Here is a 15,415-nt window from a genome sequence, read left to right on the forward strand (position 1 = left end):
TGTACGTCGCTTAACGGCCGCTTCCGCTTTTTATTCAGCCGAGGAGGCTCACCGCTCGCCCCGCGGAGTCGTGCACCTGGAGCGGAAATCCATTCTTTTTACTCAGACATATTCTTTGCGAATAGAGTTTTTTTTAAGGTTTTGTCCCAGCCTCTTTTTTATTGGGAAAGCGAATGTGTTCGTTAAAAGGAGAAGCTGCTAAGAATTCATAAAACCATTATTTCATTAATTCATAGGATCTTATCAAACTCATACCATCCTTCAGGACATCAGTCAGGCATAATACTGACAATCTGTGCAATGCGGACAAAAAACGTTTCATCCCCAATATTCATCACTACATGGTCAGGTTTAACATCCATTAATCTTCCTCTAAGAGTATCCTGAACTGTCGACACAATCAGTATTTTTCCTATGACAGATTGAAGAGTTTCATAGACATACGGCTCAAAATGGAACATCGGCTGGGACTGCATCATCCCCTGGCTCATTGGTTTGGCCATCATCATATCTGTTTGCGGATAATTTCGAAAGTGATACATTATCATACCTCCTGTTGTTTTCCTCTCCCTAACAATATGCAGGACATAATCCCGTTGGATGGGCAGCAAAGCAAAATAGGCTGTGGACACTTTAATACGTTAACAAACCAGGGGACAGTCCCCCAGTGCGTTAAAGGGGTAAAGAAGGTATTTTTCTACGGGAGGAAGAATACTAGTTTGGTAGTTGGGATTTCCAAGGAGGAGCAATTGAAATGGATATTAGGGAAGCTGTTTCACAAAGTGAATGGGAAGAAGTATATGGGCTGTTGATCGAGCTGCGTACTGATTTAGGGAGGGCAGAGTTTTCTGATCTATTGGCAGAAATGAGAAAAGAGGGCTACAGGGTTTTCTGTCTTTATAATCCATTAGGGGAGCTCCTCTCGCTCGCGGGAGTCATAATAAGAACTAATTTCTATGCAAAACGCCATGTGTTTATATATGATCTGGTCACGAAATCTTCGGAGCGTTCGAAAGGCTACGGAAAACAGCTGCTGCAATATATTGAAGAGTGGGGAGCTCAGCAAAACTGTGATTCAGCAGGGCTTGACTCCGGTTTGCACAGAAAAGACGCACACCGGTTCTATGAGAATGCCATGCAGTACAATAAGTCAAGTTATGCTTTTCGTAAGAAGCTGTAATCGTAAACAGAGTTCCAAATAAGAAAAAAACTTTTCTGTTCATAATAATTCAGAATAAAGCTTAATTGTTTGTTTTAATTGAATAATAATACAATAAAGCAAAGGAGTATTCTTATCTTTATTCAGTCGTGCAGAAGGAGTATCGCTCCCTGCGGGTTTAAAAATAATGTTCCGATGGGAATAATTCCGTAAAAGCCAACTTTTATGGAGGGTTAAAAATGGCAACTACCATTAGAAAAGACCAAACGGAATATTGTGATAGTGAATATGACAGGTTGGAAAAAGTCATTGTTTGCCAGCCTCGCTTCATGAAAATCGAAAAAGTGATCAATGAAACCCAGAAGCATTTTCTGGATAAAAATATAGACATAGATACTGCTTTGAAACAGCATAACGACTTTGTGGATGCTTTGAAAGATAATGGCACGGAAGTCATTGAAATGGCTCCTGATAAAGAGCTGCCTGAACAGGTATTTACCAGGGATATCGGATTTACCATCGGTGATACAATTTATGTATCCCAGATGGGCAGTGATATAAGGTCTGGTGAGGATGAAGTTTTAAAGTCCTGGCTGGCCGGCAAGGGGCATAAATATGAAAAGCTGGATAACAGCAATATAGAAGGCGGGGACGTCATAGTCGATAAAGATAAAGTATTTGTCGGTGTAAGCCACCGGACAAGTAAAGGAGCCATTGACCAGCTGAGAAACCTGGCCGACGGCTTTACTGTCATCCCGGTTCCTTTCCAAAAAAAATATCTGCATCTTGATTGTGTCTTTAATATTTTGTCAGAAAAAGAAGCATTGGTATTTTCTCCTGCTTTTAAACCTAAAGAACTGGAGCTTCTTGAATCTCACTATAACTTGATTGAAGTTGATGCTAAAGAACAGTTCACGATGGGGACGAATGTCTTATCAATAGGCGATCGAAAGGTGCTGAGCCTTCCGCAGAATAAAGGGGTCAACAAGCAGATGAGGAAACATGGCTATCATGTTATAGAAGTCGATTTTTCCGAGATCATCAAGTCAGGTGGATCCTTCCGCTGCTGCTCCATGCCGATTTTGAGGACATAAATTTTAAATGAAGTCATAGAATGAAATGACAGCAAACAATCGATATGCTATAGTAAAATAACTATATAGAAGAATTCTGCAAATGTGCAGGAGAGGTTCTAGCTTAACCCTCTATAAAAAACTAAGGAAAACGGCTTCTCCTTAGATGCCGTTTTTTTCTGTTTTATTACTGTTGATACTTAAATAGAGACCGCAAAGAACTTCCTTCTTCTTCTAAATGGCAGCAAGCCGGAAGTGAGAGGAGATAAAAAATGATGAAAAATGAAAAAGCGCTGGTTGTTTTCAGCGGAGGACAAGACAGTACCACCTGCCTGATCTGGGCAAAAAAAGAATTTGCTGAAGTAGAGGCTGTTACCTTTAATTACGGACAGCGTCATATAGATGAATTGGAGTGTGCCAAAGAGATTGCGGAAGAATTGGATGTGCCGCATCATATCCTTGATATGAGCCTTCTCAATCAATTGGCTCCAAGTGCGTTGACCCGGACCAACGAAAGCATTACTGAAAAAGAAGGTGAACTTCCATCCACATTTGTTCCGGGAAGGAACCTGTTATTCCTTTCATTTGCAGGCGTACTGGCTAAGAATATTGGGGCAAAACATATCATTACTGGTGTATGCGAAACAGACTTCAGCGGCTATCCCGATTGCCGTGACATGTTCGTGAAATCTTTTAACGTCACATTGAATTTGGCAATGGATGAGGGCTATGTTGTTCATACTCCATTAATGTGGCTTGATAAGGAAAACACATGGAAGTGGGCAGATGATATGGGAATGCTTGCCTATGTCCGAGAAAAAACACTAACCTGTTATAACGGCATACGGGGGGACGGCTGTGGGGAGTGCCCTTCCTGCAAGCTTCGGAACAAAGGGCTCTCAGACTACTTATCTTCTAAAAATGGAGGCGAACAAGCATGATTGGCCAAATTTATCCAGTGCCTCAGCACTCTTACTCATATGAGTTAAATAAAGACTTCCAATTTGCGGCCGCCCACTATATTCCCTCAGAATCAGCAGGGAAATGCCAGAAAGTCCATGGGCACACCTACTTTGCAAATGTGACGATAGGGGGAAATAGCCTTGATGAGTCAGGGTTCCTCATTAACTTTGCGACGATCAAAAAGTTGATTCATGACAGGTTCGATCATACCATGTTGAATGAAGATCCGCTTTTTGCCGGGAATCCCGACAGGTTTCCTACAACTGAAGTAATGGCTGAGTTGATCTGTGACTTAATTCAGTCCCATTTAGACATGCAGGAAAATAACGCTGAGTGTCTTCAAGTCTTTCTGCGCGAAACACCGACGAGCTACTGTATTTTCCGTCCGAGAAAGGAAGGCCGGAAATGAGAAAGATACCTGTTTTGGAGATATTCGGTCCAACCATTCAAGGAGAAGGAATGGTCATCGGCAGGAAAACGATGTTTGTCAGGACGGCCGGCTGTGACTATTCCTGTTCATGGTGTGACTCTGCTTTTACTTGGGATGGATCTGCCAAAAGCGACATTCGAATGATGACAGCTTCTGAAATATGGGAAGAGCTCAATAGTATTGGCGGGAAAAGATTTAATCATGTCACAATATCAGGCGGCAATCCAGCATTAATTTCATCAATTGAAGAACTTCTGGCGATTTTTAAAGAAAAGGGAATCAAATCGGCACTAGAAACACAAGGAAGCAAGTGGCAGGACTGGTTTATGGATATTGATGAATTGACCCTGTCACCAAAACCTCCAAGTTCAGGGATGAAGACAGATTTTGCAATCTTGGATACAATCGTCCAAAAGCTGAAGAATCATAAGGACTACAGTTTAAAAGTGGTAATCTTTAATGATGAAGACATGAAATATGCCGTAGATTTGCATGAAAGATATCCAGAAGCATCATTCTTTTTACAAGTAGGGAATACCAACCTGGCCGCCGGAGAAGGTGAAGGCTTGCTCAGTCAGCTTATCACTGATTATGAGAAACTGATAGAAGCCGTTACAGAAAGCGAAAGGCTCAATAATGTCAGGGTGCTCCCTCAGCTTCATACTTATGTATGGGGAAATAAACGGGGAGTATGATTTTCCAATAGCTTTAAGGTTTGTTCATTGACATATCTTTGGCATCTGCTCCGTTTTGTTTAACAGACGGAGCTTTTTACTGTATATTAGCAAGGGAATAACAGAAAATAGAATTATCAATACATAGAGAATGCCTGAGGAGGCCAAACATGCAGCGTTTTTTATTATCACATAACGATTTAGATGGTGTCGGTTGCGGCATTATCGCTAAGATAGCTTGGGGAGAAGAAGCGGAAGTAAGGTATAACTCCATCGGCGGCCTGAACTTTCAAGTGGCAAGATTCTTGAAAAAGCCGCAGAAGAACACCAAGCTGATTATCACAGACTTATCCGTTAATAAAGAAAATGAAGCGGCTGTGGAAAAATTTTTTCAAAAAGAGGGAAAGGTAGAGCTGATTGATCATCACCGGAGTGCAGAACATTTGAACCAGTATAAATGGGCTTCCGTGACAGTGGAGTATGGCGACGGCCGGCTTGCATCCGCCACATCGCTCCTCTATGAGGACCTGAAAGAAAAAGGCGACATTCAATCGACTCCTATCCTTGAGGAATTTGTTGAGTTGATTAGGCAATATGACACTTGGGAATGGGATGTTAATAATAATGTAACAGCCAAGAGATTGAATGATTTATTCTTCCTGTTGACGATTGAAGAGTTCGAGGAGAAGATGCTCAACCGATTGCAGAATCATTCAGAATTCTTCTTTGATGAATTTGAACTGAAACTGCTTGAAATGGAAGAAGGGAAAATTGAACGGTACATCCGCCGCAAACGCCGTGAGCTCGTCAAATCTTTCGTTGATGAATATTGCGTGGGGATTGTCCATGCAGAATCCTATCATTCTGAATTAGGAAATGAACTGGGTAAAGATTATCCTTTCCTGGACTATATAGCTATTATCAGTGTGGGGGGGAAACGGATCAGTTTAAGGACCATTCATGACCATGTTGACGTTTCGGAAGTTGCCGGAAAATTTGAAGGCGGGGGGCACGCAAAAGCCTCAGGATGCAATCTGACAGCAGAAGCGTTCAAGCTGTTTGTGACCGATGTGTTTGAGATTGAGCCTCTGCCGATTGACGCTCCGAAAAACCGTTATAATTTAAAGGAATCTGCCAACGGCTCCCTCTATAAAAACCGCCAGGAAGATCAATTGTTCGTATACCCTGTGGACAAGGAAAGCTGGAGAGTTGAATATAACGGGCAAATTGAAGGGGAATTCCCAAACTACCTTGATGCAGAAAACTATCTTAAAAAGGAATATTCAGCAGCGCTTGCCAGGGATGATGATTACACTGAATTCCTAATGGTAAATGTGAAAAACAATAAAATCCTTCAGGCTGCAGCCGAACAGCTGCCGTTTAATGTAATGGCAGATAAAAAAGAAGAGGATAAATAAAGACAAGCTGGTCCCGGATGGGGCCAGCTTGTCTTTATTTATACAAAATCAGCTTTGAAGCTGCTTAATGATTTTATCTGCAAATGCCAGTGCTTTTTCATTATCGCCATGCAAACACACTGTGTCAGCAGTGATTGGTATCTGGAATCCATCAAGGGTGATCACTTTTTTTTCCTTAACCATCCTCACTACCTGTGAAAGCGCCTGCTCTTCATCATGGATGACAGCACCTTCTTGGCTGCGGGGAGTGAGGGTGCCGTCATTTTGATAAGTTCTGTCAGCAAAAACCTCGCTGGCTGTCCGCAATCCGATTTCATTGCCTGCTGTGATCATTTCCGAATTGGCTAATCCGAAAAGTGTCAGATAGGGATCGAAATCAAAGACAGCCTGAGCGATGGCCCTTGCTGCTGCTTTATCCTTTGCAGCCCGGTTATAAAGGGCACCATGAGCCTTGACATGTGAAAGGCGTCCGCCTTGTGCTTTCACTACTCCATATAAAGCACCGATCTGGTATAGGGTCAGAGAATAGATCTCATCAGGAGGAATATCCATGTTTCTTCTTCCGAATCCTTCTAAGTCAGGATAACCTGGGTGAGCACCGATCTTAACTCCATTTTTGAGGGCGAGGCTGACTGTTTTGCGCATGATTTGGGGATCTCCTGCATGAAATCCACATGCGATATTGGCAGAGGTGATTTTCTCTAAAATCTTTTGATCATTTCCTTTGGTATATGTGCCAAAACTTTCTCCTAGGTCACAATTTAAATCTATCTTCAATGGATTATCTCTCCCATCATTTAGGTTCTTCAGTATTTACTAAAAAACTCAGTTAGTAATCAGCCCTTAGTTTCAATGCTGCTTTAATCATTCTTATTTTGTATTCAGATTGCCTTAATGCAAGATGAGCTTCTTTAAGAGACACTTCCCTGAACGCGATGTTTTCATTGGGTTTCAGTTGGGCAATGACAGACAAGTCTGCGGTAATGACATTAGCGATTTTAGGATAACCGCCTGTCGGCTGGCTGTCGGCCATGAGGATGATTGGCTGTCCGTTGGAAGGAACCTGAATTGTCCCCATCGCTATACCTTCTGTTAAAAGCTCCTTTGACTCGCTCAATTCCAGTCTTGGTCCTTCCAGTCTGTATCCCATCCGGTCTGATTGAGGAAGGATTGTAAACATTCCGGATAAAAAATCTGCTTGTGCTCTGCTGTTAAACGAATCCCACTGGGTGCTTTTGAGAACCCTGACTTCCCTTTTTTCCATATAGGTGAATAGGGAAGGAGCAAGGCCCCAGTTTCTCTTGCTGCCGTGATATTGAGCCGGATACAAATCCAGTTTGTCACCGGCTTTCAAAGCACGTCCCTCTATACCTCCGACTCCGGCGCGGGTATTAGTGCTCGTGCTTCCCAACTGTTTCGGATTATTAATTCCATTTTTGAAGGCAATATAAGCTCTCATCCCGCTGGCAGCCATGCCAAACCTGAGAACATCCCCTTTTCTGACGTGTAAAGGTTTGTTGTTCATTACATTTTGATCATTGATAGATGGGGTTAAATCTGCACCGCAGATGGCAATTTCGGTATCAGCAGTAAAGTGGAGGACCGGTCCCTGTAAGGTAATTTCCAATCCTGGGCAGTTTTCATCATTCTGAAGCAAAAGATTCGCAAGGTGGAATGCAAATGGGTCCATCGGTCCGCTGACAGGCATGCCGATATTCCGGTAACCGATTCTTCCGCCATCCTGGATAGTTGTCATAAGGCCGCTTTTTTCTAAAGAGAAACCCATCTCAGCAACCCTCCATTTGATTGAACTCATTTCTTGAAATTGGTTTGAACTGGATTCGATCTCCTTGTTTTAACAATGCAGGTTCAGAATTGTCTGGATCAAATAAGGCTAAGGGTGTCTTTCCTATGATTTGCCAGCCGCCAGGGGAAGAAATCGGATAGACCCCTGTTTGGCTGCCCGCAATTCCGACAGACCCTGCTTCAATTCTTACTCTTGGACTGCTTCGCCTTGGAACTGCGATTGAAGGATCCATCCCTCTTAAAAATGGGAATCCGGGGGAGAAGCCAAGGAATGCCACTGTATATATAGGTCTGCTATGAATCTCAATCACTTTGTTCTCCGTCATTCTTTGAGAGTCTGCAACAAAATTCAGGTCAGGACCGAATTTCCCCCCGTAACAGACTGGGATAGTGATAATCTCATTTTCATTGGAACTTTTGCTTATCTGGATGTTATCAATTTCATTGACTAATATCTGTTCGATTTCGCTGTATGGAAAAAGTGAATGAAGTTTAAGCGGATTATAATGTATGGTGACCGTTTTATAAGCAGGCACAGCTTCAATGAATGCTTCATGGGGCATTTCACTCAGATTTCTGCTGAAGGAGGAAATGGTATTTACAAGCATCTCTTCCTCCTCGATCTGAAAATCGACTATAACGGCACTGTCGCCTAGAGGGGCTATAGTATAGCGCATCTTTTTTCACTTCCATTCTTGATTATTCTGAATTGTCATCCAGAGTTCATTTTAACATATTACAACAACACAATGAAAAAGCTGCTCTTCCTGAAGAAACCGAATGGAAAAGCAGCTTTTATGAGTGTGGTCAATATTTTCCCTGTACAGCATCAGATCCAAAAAACGTGAGTATTCCCTAAAAATCACCCTTCTCATCAGCCAATTCTTCAAGGATAAACTTTTTAAATCCTGCCGGGTCATCCATTCTTAGATGCACTTGTGAAACTTCCTTGGTGATCCCGTATAGGTAATGAGCTTTCTGTGGGGTTACCAGTTTTATTTCGAGATGCGGGGGCTCAGGAACAAAATCAGGTGCTATCGCCTGGAAGGTGATTTTTTCGATATTCCGTGGGAGCTTTTCAGGCCCAACGTACTCAGTGACAGAAGCAATATTTTTCAATGGGATGATGATTCTGCTTGCAAACCCCATTCTTATAGTCAATTCCTCAGCGGTCACTTTAAGAGGGTTCAACCGAAATCCTTGTATTTGAGCTATAAAGAACAAAACGGAATAGACATTCAAGAAAAGCAGTATCCAGGCCACCCATGCATTCCATTGGTGAAGAAAGTAATGCAGCCCAAGAGATTCAATGATGATGGCATGGATCAACATGATATATAAAGCAATCGTGCTCGTTTTCTGGTGCAAGGTGAAAGTCCCTTTTCCGGTACGGCTTTTTTTCTTCCAGGAAAAGAGGCTGTAATAAAACAATGAAAGCTCAGTTAAATAGATTTGAATGGCGAGAGGGGCCTTCATATTTTGTTGAATGGCAGCTTCAAGTCTGTGGGGAAAGAAATCTTGAGTTTCATATTTTAGGTTTTTTGTGTAGGCAAAAACTTTTGGGACCATTTTGACTAACTTAAAGGCGATATACAATTCAAAAAGCAGAAACGCTCCCTCTGCTGTAATGATCAGGTATTTAAAGAATGGCAGAGAAGAGAGGTGTTCGTTCGGTATGATGAGCCACGCAGCTCCATAGCCTGCAGCGATGACAATGGAAAGCATTTTGACGGAGTAATGCCTGCGGATGATGAAAAAGTATGCCATTAAGGGGATGATGATCATGAGATCGATGATCGATCCGTATGCCATATTCATTGGAACATCTTCCAGGCGGTAAACGGAGAAATTTGTGATCAGCACGAGTGCTGTCAACACACAGAAAAGCAGCGATCTTTTTCTTGGTTTTGCATCAACCATATTTCATTCCTCCTCATTAAGTGATCCTTACTTTTATTATACAAAAAAAGGAATTGGTTGAAGTAAGGCAATATGGCTAATTTAGGAACATTTACATGTTCTTTGCGGAGTCCATTTCGACATGAGATGAAAACTCTGGAATATATTTAGTATGACAGTCTTCCAAGGAAGGTGGTGCTTTAAATGCAAAAGTTGATTTCAGGGGAAATGGAGCGTATGAAAAAAATCCTGCTGGGAAAACAGGATTCTGACGGGGCATGGAGATTTTGCTTTGAAAACAGCTTGATGACGGATGCTTATATGATCATTCTAATTAAATCATTGGGGATAAAAAAGGGTAAGCTTCTTAAACAGCTGGCAGAAAGGCTTTTATACCAGCAAGATGAACAGGGGTATTGGAAGCTGTTTCATGACGAAAAGAATGGAAATCTATCGGCGACAGTGGAAGCCTATTTTGCGTTGATCTGGAGTGGTGAGGTGCGGACTGAGGATGTTAATATGGCCAAAGCTAGGGAGTATATTCTATCTGAAGGCGGGCTGGATAAAACTCATTCAATGACAAAATTCATGCTCGCAATCCACGGAGAATATCCCTGGGAAAGATTCTTTCCCATACCGATTGAAATCTTGCTGCTCCCTTCCTATTTTCCAGTCAGTTTTAGGGACTTTAGTGCCTATGCACGAGTTCACCTTGCGCCGCTGCTTCTATTGAAAAATTCAGGGTTTGTACAAAATGCAAAGAATGTTCCTGACCTTTCATCACTTTTACTAGAAAAAGAGTTTTCCCTGCTTCCCCGTGACAATGAAAGGGCCTTTCTTGCTTCCGTTGCCAAAGGGATTAACACGATAGCCGCTTTTCCTAATAATCTTAATCAACTAGCCAGAAAATCTGCACTGAATTATATGCTTGGAAGGATCGAAACGGATGGAAGTCTATACAGTTATGTCAGCTCAAGTTTTTATATGGTATTTGCTCTGCTGGCAGAAGGCTATTCCAAGGGGGATCCATTGTAGTTAAGGCTGTGAAAGCGATGATTTCTTATCAATGCAAAGGAGGGGGGTTCCCTCATATCCAGAATTCAACCTCTACTGTTTGGGATACAGCATTGATCAGTCACGCTCTGCAATCCGCAGGTGCTGATGTCGAATCTCCAAAACTTGCGGAATCAACCCGATACCTTCTTTCCCGGCAGCATATAAGGTTTGGCGATTGGGCTTCGGAATGTCCACAAACGATTCCTGGCGGATGGGGCTTTTCGGACATCAACACGATGAACCCGGATGTGGATGATACGACCGCTGCCTTGCGTGCCATCAAGGCAGCGGCATTGAAAAATCCGTATACCAGGCAATCGTGGGACAGGGGAATGAATTGGATTCTGGCGATGCAAAACCCGGATGGAGGATGGCCGGCATTTGAAAAAAATAAAGGTAAGGAGATTCTTTCCTGGGTGCCGATGGATGGGGCCGAAGATGCGGCATTGGATAAATCCTGTGCCGACCTGACTGGGAGGACACTGGAATTCCTGGGCAATGATGCAGGGCTCAGAAAAGAAAACCCCAAAATTAATAAAGGAATACATTGGCTGGAGTCCAATCAGGAGAAAAACGGTTCATGGTATGGGAAATGGGGTATTTGCTATATTTATGGTACTTGGGCAGCTGTAACCGGATTGACAGCAGTAAGGGTTCATCCAGAACGCCCCGCACTTGTCAAAGCCCAAAAATGGCTGTTAAGCATTCAAAATAGTGACGGCGGCTGGGGAGAGTCTTGTCTAAGTGACAAAGAGAAAAGATATATTCCATTAGGAGAAAGTACTCCTTCGCAAACTGCCTGGGCCCTGGATGCATTAATCAGTCTCAGTGACCGTCCTTCGAAAGAAATTGACAAGGGGGTAGAGGCTTTGGTGAAGCTTGTAAACAGTTCAGGCTGGTGGATGGAATATCCAACAGGCTCAGGCCTTCCCGGCAGATTTTATATCAACTACCATAGCTATAAATATATTTGGCCGCTGATCACTCTCAGCAACTATTATCATAAATTTATAGAAAAAAGAAATAATTCTTGAAATGCCTATTGACTTCCAGGTTTGGTTCATATTAAGATAATAACCAATTAAAGAACGGATTGGCATTGACGAAGAGGAGTAGCTCCCGATAATCACTGAAGAGAGCTGGTGGGTGGTGTGAACCAGTGTGATTATGGGTGTGAATGGACTTCAGAGCCTTCAAACTGAAATCGGCAATCGCCGAAACTAGGATTTGACGAACGTCTCATCGATACAAGAGACACGTATTCGAGCAAACCGCTCCAATACGGCAGAGAGGATTGCAGTTCCTGCAATCAACGAAGGTGGCACCACGGGTCTCCCGTCCTTTACCAGGACAGGGGACCCTTTTTTATTTGTCAAGGCTCTTTTCGTAAACTTTGTTGCTTTTTAATATAAAATTCAAAAATATCACCATGATTGTCCTGAAATATCTCTTTAAGGATGGAAGAAAAGAGCTGCACTCCCGATTCAGAAAGAAAATCCCTTGTATCCAGGGGGAACAATCCGGTTCCTGGGATTTTTCCGAAAGCAACAATTTATGCGAAAACAGCCTTTGTCAAAAAACCACATATATTAAATCATTGAACAAGAGTAGTAAGCATGTTCAGAATCGTAACAGAAAGCCGGTGTTGATGAGAATCCGGCACGAGGGATAATGCCGAATGGACTTGTGAGAGGCAGCCTGAACCTTAGTAGGGCTGCCCGGGTTTCCGCCGTTAAAAGGATAGGGTATCGGATGAAAAATCCTGTACCTGAATAAGAGGAAGTTCATTGAAAGAACTTCAATGTGAGGTGGCACCGCGGCTATAATCGCCCTCCGTGAAAACAGAAAATTCTGTTTTCTCGGAGGGCTTTTTTGTTTCGACAAATACCGGGGTGTGCCTGTCACGACCATCCAAACAAGCAGGAGGAAAAAAACATGGAGTTGACCAAAAAAATTCGTTATTACACCAGAGAGATGAATGCAGATGAACTGACACCAATCAGTATTTATAAAAAGCTTGAAGGCAGTCGCAAGTATTTACTGGAGAGTTCGTTGAAGCATGAAAAGTCCGGCAGATATTCTTTTCTTGGAAGCAATCCATTTTGTGAATTCAAAGCTGAAGGAAACAGAGTCAGCGAATATCATTTTGATACCAAAAGGATCACAAGGTATACAGGAAACCCTTTTGACAAGTTGAAAGAGATTTTTTCAGCCAGGACCACTGAAGATGGAGGCTTCCCGTTTTCCGGTGGAGCTGTCGGATATATCGGATATGATAATATCCGCCAATTCGAATCTATAGGGGAGCTGCCTGTGAATGAATTGGAAATGCCGGACATTCATTTAATGTTTTATGAAAAGACCTTCATCTTCGATCATATTGAAAACAAAGTGACACTTCTAGTGTTAGATGGATTTCATGAAAGAACGGAAACTGATCCTCAACAATTGTTGAATGAGATGGAGCAAATCATCAAAAAATCTGATGTCTCACAGGATGGTGATGTGATCGGGAATCTATCCTTTGAAACAGAGACAACTAAAGAGGAGTTCCTTCATATGGTGGACTCTGCGAAAAAACAAATTCTTGCAGGGGAGATCTTTCAAGTCGTTTTATCCCAACGGTTTAAATCGCCCTTCGAGGGAGATCCATTTTCTTACTATCGGAAACTCCGGAAAACGAACCCTTCTCCCTATATGTTCTATATCGACTTTGAAGACTATGTTGTGCTGGGGACGTCACCAGAAAGTTTCATTAAAGTGAATGGCCAGAAAGTCACTGCTAATCCAATAGCGGGAACCAGGCCAAGAGGCCGATATGAAGGCGAAGATACCGGGCTGGAGAAAGAGCTGAGGGAGGATGAGAAAGAAGTTGCCGAACACCGGATGCTTGTAGATCTTGCAAGGAACGATTTAGGAAGAGTAAGCGAAGTGGGAAGTATAAAGCTGACAAAATATATGCTCATAGAAAGATACAAATATGTCATGCACCTCGTATCCGAAGTAGAAGGAAAGCTTGCCCATTCCAAGAACAGCATTGATGTCATAACAGCTTGTCTGCCTGCGGGAACTGTCAGCGGTGCGCCGAAGATTGCAGCAATGAAGATTATCAATGACCTCGAGAGGACCAAGCGGGGTGTCTATTCAGGAACTGTCGGTTATATCTCTGTTAACGGAGATACCGACCTTGCCCTTGCCATCAGGACGATGATCATTAAAGATGATCATGCCTATGTGCAGGCTGGTGCAGGCATTGTGTATGATTCACTGCCGGAGATGGAATATGAAGAAACCATCAATAAAGCCAGAGCATTGATCGAGGTGGTGAAATGATCTTATTAATCGATAATTATGATTCTTTTACATTTAATTTATATCAGTATTTGAGTGAATTGGGAGAGAAAACACTTGTCAAAAGAAACGATGAAGTGACGGTAAAGGAGGTCATCGATCTACAGCCATCAGCCATCGTCCTTTCCCCGGGGCCAGGAAGACCTGAGAAAGCCGGCATACTCATCGAACTGATTCAGAAACTCCATGACAAGGTTCCGATTCTTGGGATTTGCCTTGGACACCAGGCAATCGCTTCCGCTTTTGGAGGTGAGGTGATCAGGGCCGCTTCCATTAAACATGGGAAGACATCATTAATTAAGCATGATAAGTCAGGGCTATTCGAGTTTATTCCTCAGCCGATAGAGGTGATGAGGTACCATTCACTGGTCGTAAGGAAGGATACACTGCCGCCTGTCCTGAAAACCTGCGCCCTATCAATGGATGATAATGAGATTATGGCTTTGAGGCACTTGGACTTTCCGGTTTATGGGATGCAATTCCATCCTGAGTCAATTGGTACAAAGCTTGGGAAAAGACTGCTGCAAAATTTCATTGAGTTAAAGGAGGAAGTGGGGAATGAAAGAATTTCTTCAGAAATTGTTTGAAGGTGAATCATTTGAAAAAGGGGAGATGAAAGCTGCAGTGGACCTTCTGCTTGAAGAAGATACAAGTGAAAGTGAAGTGGCATCTTTTCTGACAGCATTAAAAATGAAAGGAGAAACCGTTAAAGAAATTTCAGCACTAGTGGAAATGCTCCGTGATCAAGCGGTCTTTCAGCCGCTGCCTGTAAACAATGTAATGGATATCTGCGGAACAGGAGGTGACGGGTCACAGAGCTTTAATATCAGTACCACCACTGCATTTGTACTGGCAGGTGCTGGAGTCAAAATAGCCAAACATGGCAACCGAAGCGTTTCCAGTAAGACCGGCAGCTCAGATGTCCTTGAGAATCTGGGAATAGCATTGGACTTCACCAGTGAGGAAATTCATGAAATGCTCGAATCTAATGGCCTTGCCTTTCTCTATGCGCCTTACATTCATACAAGGTTGAAAAAAATCATGAAAGTAAGAGGAGAATTGAAAATCCCGACGATCTTCAACATGATCGGCCCTCTGACTAATCCTGTCAATATTGAGACTCAACTGTTGGGGATCTACAGAAGGGATATGCTTGAAACCATGGCTTCCGTGCTGCATGAACTGGGAAGAAAACGAGCCGTTGTCTTGAATGGTGCAGGATTTATGGATGAAGCATCTCTTGCAGGTGAAAACCACTTGTTATTGCTCCAAAACGGAAAGATGAGCAGGCTAACCATTTGTCCTGAAGAAGCGGGATTGCCGGTATATTCCAACGAAAAAATTAGAGGGGGCGATGCTATGGATAACGCCCGCATCCTGCTGAGTGTGCTGAAAGGCGAAGAAGGAGCATACCTCGACACTGTTTTATTCAATGCAGGGATCGCTCTATTTGCAAATGGAAAGACAACCACCATAGCTGAAGGAGTTATGGTCGCAAGAGAATCGATTCGAACGGGCAAAGCATTAGATAAACTTGAAAAAACGGTTGCTTTTTCGCAGCAAAGAAGAAAGAAGGTGATGTAAGT

At 42.8% G+C, this 15,415-nt stretch carries 16 protein-coding genes, 1 riboswitch and 2 other annotated features; of the genes, 11 read left to right on the forward strand and 5 right to left on the reverse strand.

Annotated elements, in window-relative coordinates:
- Positions 1–269 precede the first annotated feature (269 nt).
- Positions 270–542 (reverse strand): YuzF family protein, encoded by a 273-nt coding sequence (locus M1E09_RS08640; protein WP_456274430.1) that lies wholly within the window; start codon positions 540–542, stop codon positions 270–272.
- 212 nt (positions 543–754) lie between these two features.
- Between M1E09_RS08640 and M1E09_RS08645 the strand changes: the two genes are divergently transcribed.
- The 6 genes from M1E09_RS08645 (at position 755) to M1E09_RS08670 (ending at position 5,717) form a co-directional block, all read left to right on the forward strand.
- Positions 755–1,180: a GNAT family N-acetyltransferase gene (locus tag M1E09_RS08645; RefSeq protein WP_456274431.1), complete on the forward strand. Its 426-nt coding sequence runs from the start codon at positions 755–757 to the stop codon at positions 1,178–1,180.
- 218 nt (positions 1,181–1,398) lie between these two features.
- Positions 1,399–2,253: a dimethylarginine dimethylaminohydrolase family protein gene (locus tag M1E09_RS08650; protein ID WP_456274432.1), complete on the forward strand. Its 855-nt coding sequence runs from the start codon at positions 1,399–1,401 to the stop codon at positions 2,251–2,253.
- A gap of 86 nt (positions 2,254–2,339) precedes the next feature.
- Positions 2,340–2,384: riboswitch (PreQ1 riboswitch) on the forward strand.
- 120 nt (positions 2,385–2,504) lie between these two features.
- On the forward strand, positions 2,505–3,173 hold the full coding sequence (gene queC / locus M1E09_RS08655; protein WP_456274433.1) for a 7-cyano-7-deazaguanine synthase QueC: 669 nt from the start codon (positions 2,505–2,507) through the stop codon (positions 3,171–3,173).
- A complete protein-coding gene (queD, locus tag M1E09_RS08660) occupies positions 3,170–3,604 on the forward strand; it encodes a 6-carboxytetrahydropterin synthase QueD (protein WP_456274434.1) in 435 nt (144 codons plus the stop codon). Before queC ends, queD begins: the two co-directional genes overlap by 4 nt.
- Positions 3,601–4,320: a 7-carboxy-7-deazaguanine synthase QueE gene (queE, locus tag M1E09_RS08665; protein ID WP_456274435.1), complete on the forward strand. Its 720-nt coding sequence runs from the start codon at positions 3,601–3,603 to the stop codon at positions 4,318–4,320. The genes queD and queE overlap by 4 nt, the downstream gene beginning before the upstream one ends.
- Positions 4,321–4,469: 149 nt before the next feature.
- Positions 4,470–5,717 carry a DHH family phosphoesterase gene (locus tag M1E09_RS08670; protein WP_456274436.1) on the forward strand — a complete coding sequence of 416 codons (1,248 nt, stop codon included), beginning with the start codon at positions 4,470–4,472 and terminating at the stop codon, positions 5,715–5,717.
- 48 nt (positions 5,718–5,765) lie between these two features.
- On the opposite strand, the gene M1E09_RS08675 is transcribed toward M1E09_RS08670, so the two are convergent.
- The 4 genes from M1E09_RS08675 to M1E09_RS08690 all read right to left on the reverse strand — a co-directional run bounded on the left by M1E09_RS08675 (position 5,766) and on the right by M1E09_RS08690 (position 9,443).
- Entirely contained in the window at positions 5,766–6,494 is a 729-nt protein-coding gene (locus M1E09_RS08675) for a 5-oxoprolinase subunit PxpA (RefSeq protein WP_456274437.1), read from the reverse strand.
- Positions 6,495–6,546: 52 nt separating this feature from the next.
- Positions 6,547–7,503: a 5-oxoprolinase subunit C family protein gene (locus M1E09_RS08680; RefSeq protein ID WP_456274438.1), complete on the reverse strand. Its 957-nt coding sequence runs from the start codon at positions 7,501–7,503 to the stop codon at positions 6,547–6,549.
- 1 nt (position 7,504) lies between these two features.
- Positions 7,505–8,200 carry a 5-oxoprolinase subunit PxpB gene (gene pxpB / locus M1E09_RS08685; RefSeq protein ID WP_456274439.1) on the reverse strand — a complete coding sequence of 232 codons (696 nt, stop codon included), beginning with the start codon at positions 8,198–8,200 and terminating at the stop codon, positions 7,505–7,507.
- Positions 8,201–8,378: 178 nt separating this feature from the next.
- Positions 8,379–9,443, reverse strand: a complete 1,065-nt coding sequence (locus tag M1E09_RS08690) for a hypothetical protein (RefSeq protein WP_456274440.1) — start codon at positions 9,441–9,443, stop codon at positions 8,379–8,381.
- Positions 9,444–9,626: 183 nt separating this feature from the next.
- On the opposite strand from M1E09_RS08690, the gene M1E09_RS08695 reads away from it, so the two are divergent.
- From M1E09_RS08695 to trpD, 5 genes are all read left to right on the forward strand, one after another.
- The gene (locus M1E09_RS08695; protein ID WP_456274441.1) at positions 9,627–10,457 is read left to right on the forward strand and encodes a hypothetical protein; all 831 of its coding nucleotides are present in this window, start codon (positions 9,627–9,629) and stop codon (positions 10,455–10,457) included.
- A 17-nt stretch (positions 10,458–10,474) separates the two neighbouring features.
- Positions 10,475–11,512, forward strand: a complete 1,038-nt coding sequence (locus tag M1E09_RS08700; protein WP_456274442.1) for a prenyltransferase/squalene oxidase repeat-containing protein — start codon at positions 10,475–10,477, stop codon at positions 11,510–11,512.
- Between the two features lie 56 nt (positions 11,513–11,568).
- Positions 11,569–11,824, forward strand: a binding site (T-box leader).
- Positions 11,825–12,066: 242 nt separating this feature from the next.
- Positions 12,067–12,315, forward strand: a binding site (T-box leader).
- A 98-nt stretch (positions 12,316–12,413) separates the two neighbouring features.
- Positions 12,414–13,811 (forward strand): anthranilate synthase component I, encoded by a 1,398-nt coding sequence (trpE, locus tag M1E09_RS08705; protein ID WP_456274443.1) that lies wholly within the window; start codon positions 12,414–12,416, stop codon positions 13,809–13,811.
- Positions 13,808–14,416: an anthranilate synthase component II gene (locus M1E09_RS08710; RefSeq protein ID WP_456274444.1), complete on the forward strand. Its 609-nt coding sequence runs from the start codon at positions 13,808–13,810 to the stop codon at positions 14,414–14,416. Before trpE ends, M1E09_RS08710 begins: the two co-directional genes overlap by 4 nt.
- Positions 14,388–15,413 carry an anthranilate phosphoribosyltransferase gene (gene trpD / locus M1E09_RS08715; RefSeq protein WP_456274445.1) on the forward strand — a complete coding sequence of 342 codons (1,026 nt, stop codon included), beginning with the start codon at positions 14,388–14,390 and terminating at the stop codon, positions 15,411–15,413. Before M1E09_RS08710 ends, trpD begins: the two co-directional genes overlap by 29 nt.
- The last annotated feature ends 2 nt before the right edge of the window (positions 15,414–15,415 follow it).

It is taken from the genome of Bacillus sp. AK031 (assembly GCF_053903065.1).

What these genes read in the sequence shown, in the direction of transcription:
- M1E09_RS08695 (WP_456274441.1), top strand. Translation starts at nt 9,627, where the DNA reads ATGCAAAAGTTGATTTCAGGGGAAATGGAGCGTATGAAAAAAATCCTG.
- M1E09_RS08700 (WP_456274442.1), top strand. Translation starts at nt 10,475, where the DNA reads ATGATTTCTTATCAATGCAAAGGAGGGGGGTTCCCTCATATCCAGAAT.
- M1E09_RS08670 (WP_456274436.1), top strand. Translation starts at nt 4,470, where the DNA reads ATGCAGCGTTTTTTATTATCACATAACGATTTAGATGGTGTCGGTTGC.
- M1E09_RS08690 (WP_456274440.1), bottom strand. Translation starts at nt 9,443, where the DNA reads ATGGTTGATGCAAAACCAAGAAAAAGATCGCTGCTTTTCTGTGTGTTG.
- M1E09_RS08645 (WP_456274431.1), top strand. Translation starts at nt 755, where the DNA reads ATGGATATTAGGGAAGCTGTTTCACAAAGTGAATGGGAAGAAGTATAT.
- queC (WP_456274433.1), top strand. Translation starts at nt 2,505, where the DNA reads ATGATGAAAAATGAAAAAGCGCTGGTTGTTTTCAGCGGAGGACAAGAC.
- M1E09_RS08680 (WP_456274438.1), bottom strand. Translation starts at nt 7,503, where the DNA reads ATGGGTTTCTCTTTAGAAAAAAGCGGCCTTATGACAACTATCCAGGAT.
- trpE (WP_456274443.1), top strand. Translation starts at nt 12,414, where the DNA reads ATGGAGTTGACCAAAAAAATTCGTTATTACACCAGAGAGATGAATGCA.
- queD (WP_456274434.1), top strand. Translation starts at nt 3,170, where the DNA reads ATGATTGGCCAAATTTATCCAGTGCCTCAGCACTCTTACTCATATGAG.
- trpD (WP_456274445.1), top strand. Translation starts at nt 14,388, where the DNA reads ATGAAAGAATTTCTTCAGAAATTGTTTGAAGGTGAATCATTTGAAAAA.
- queE (WP_456274435.1), top strand. Translation starts at nt 3,601, where the DNA reads ATGAGAAAGATACCTGTTTTGGAGATATTCGGTCCAACCATTCAAGGA.
- M1E09_RS08640 (WP_456274430.1), bottom strand. Translation starts at nt 542, where the DNA reads ATGTATCACTTTCGAAATTATCCGCAAACAGATATGATGATGGCCAAA.
- pxpB (WP_456274439.1), bottom strand. Translation starts at nt 8,200, where the DNA reads ATGCGCTATACTATAGCCCCTCTAGGCGACAGTGCCGTTATAGTCGAT.
- M1E09_RS08650 (WP_456274432.1), top strand. Translation starts at nt 1,399, where the DNA reads ATGGCAACTACCATTAGAAAAGACCAAACGGAATATTGTGATAGTGAA.
- M1E09_RS08710 (WP_456274444.1), top strand. Translation starts at nt 13,808, where the DNA reads ATGATCTTATTAATCGATAATTATGATTCTTTTACATTTAATTTATAT.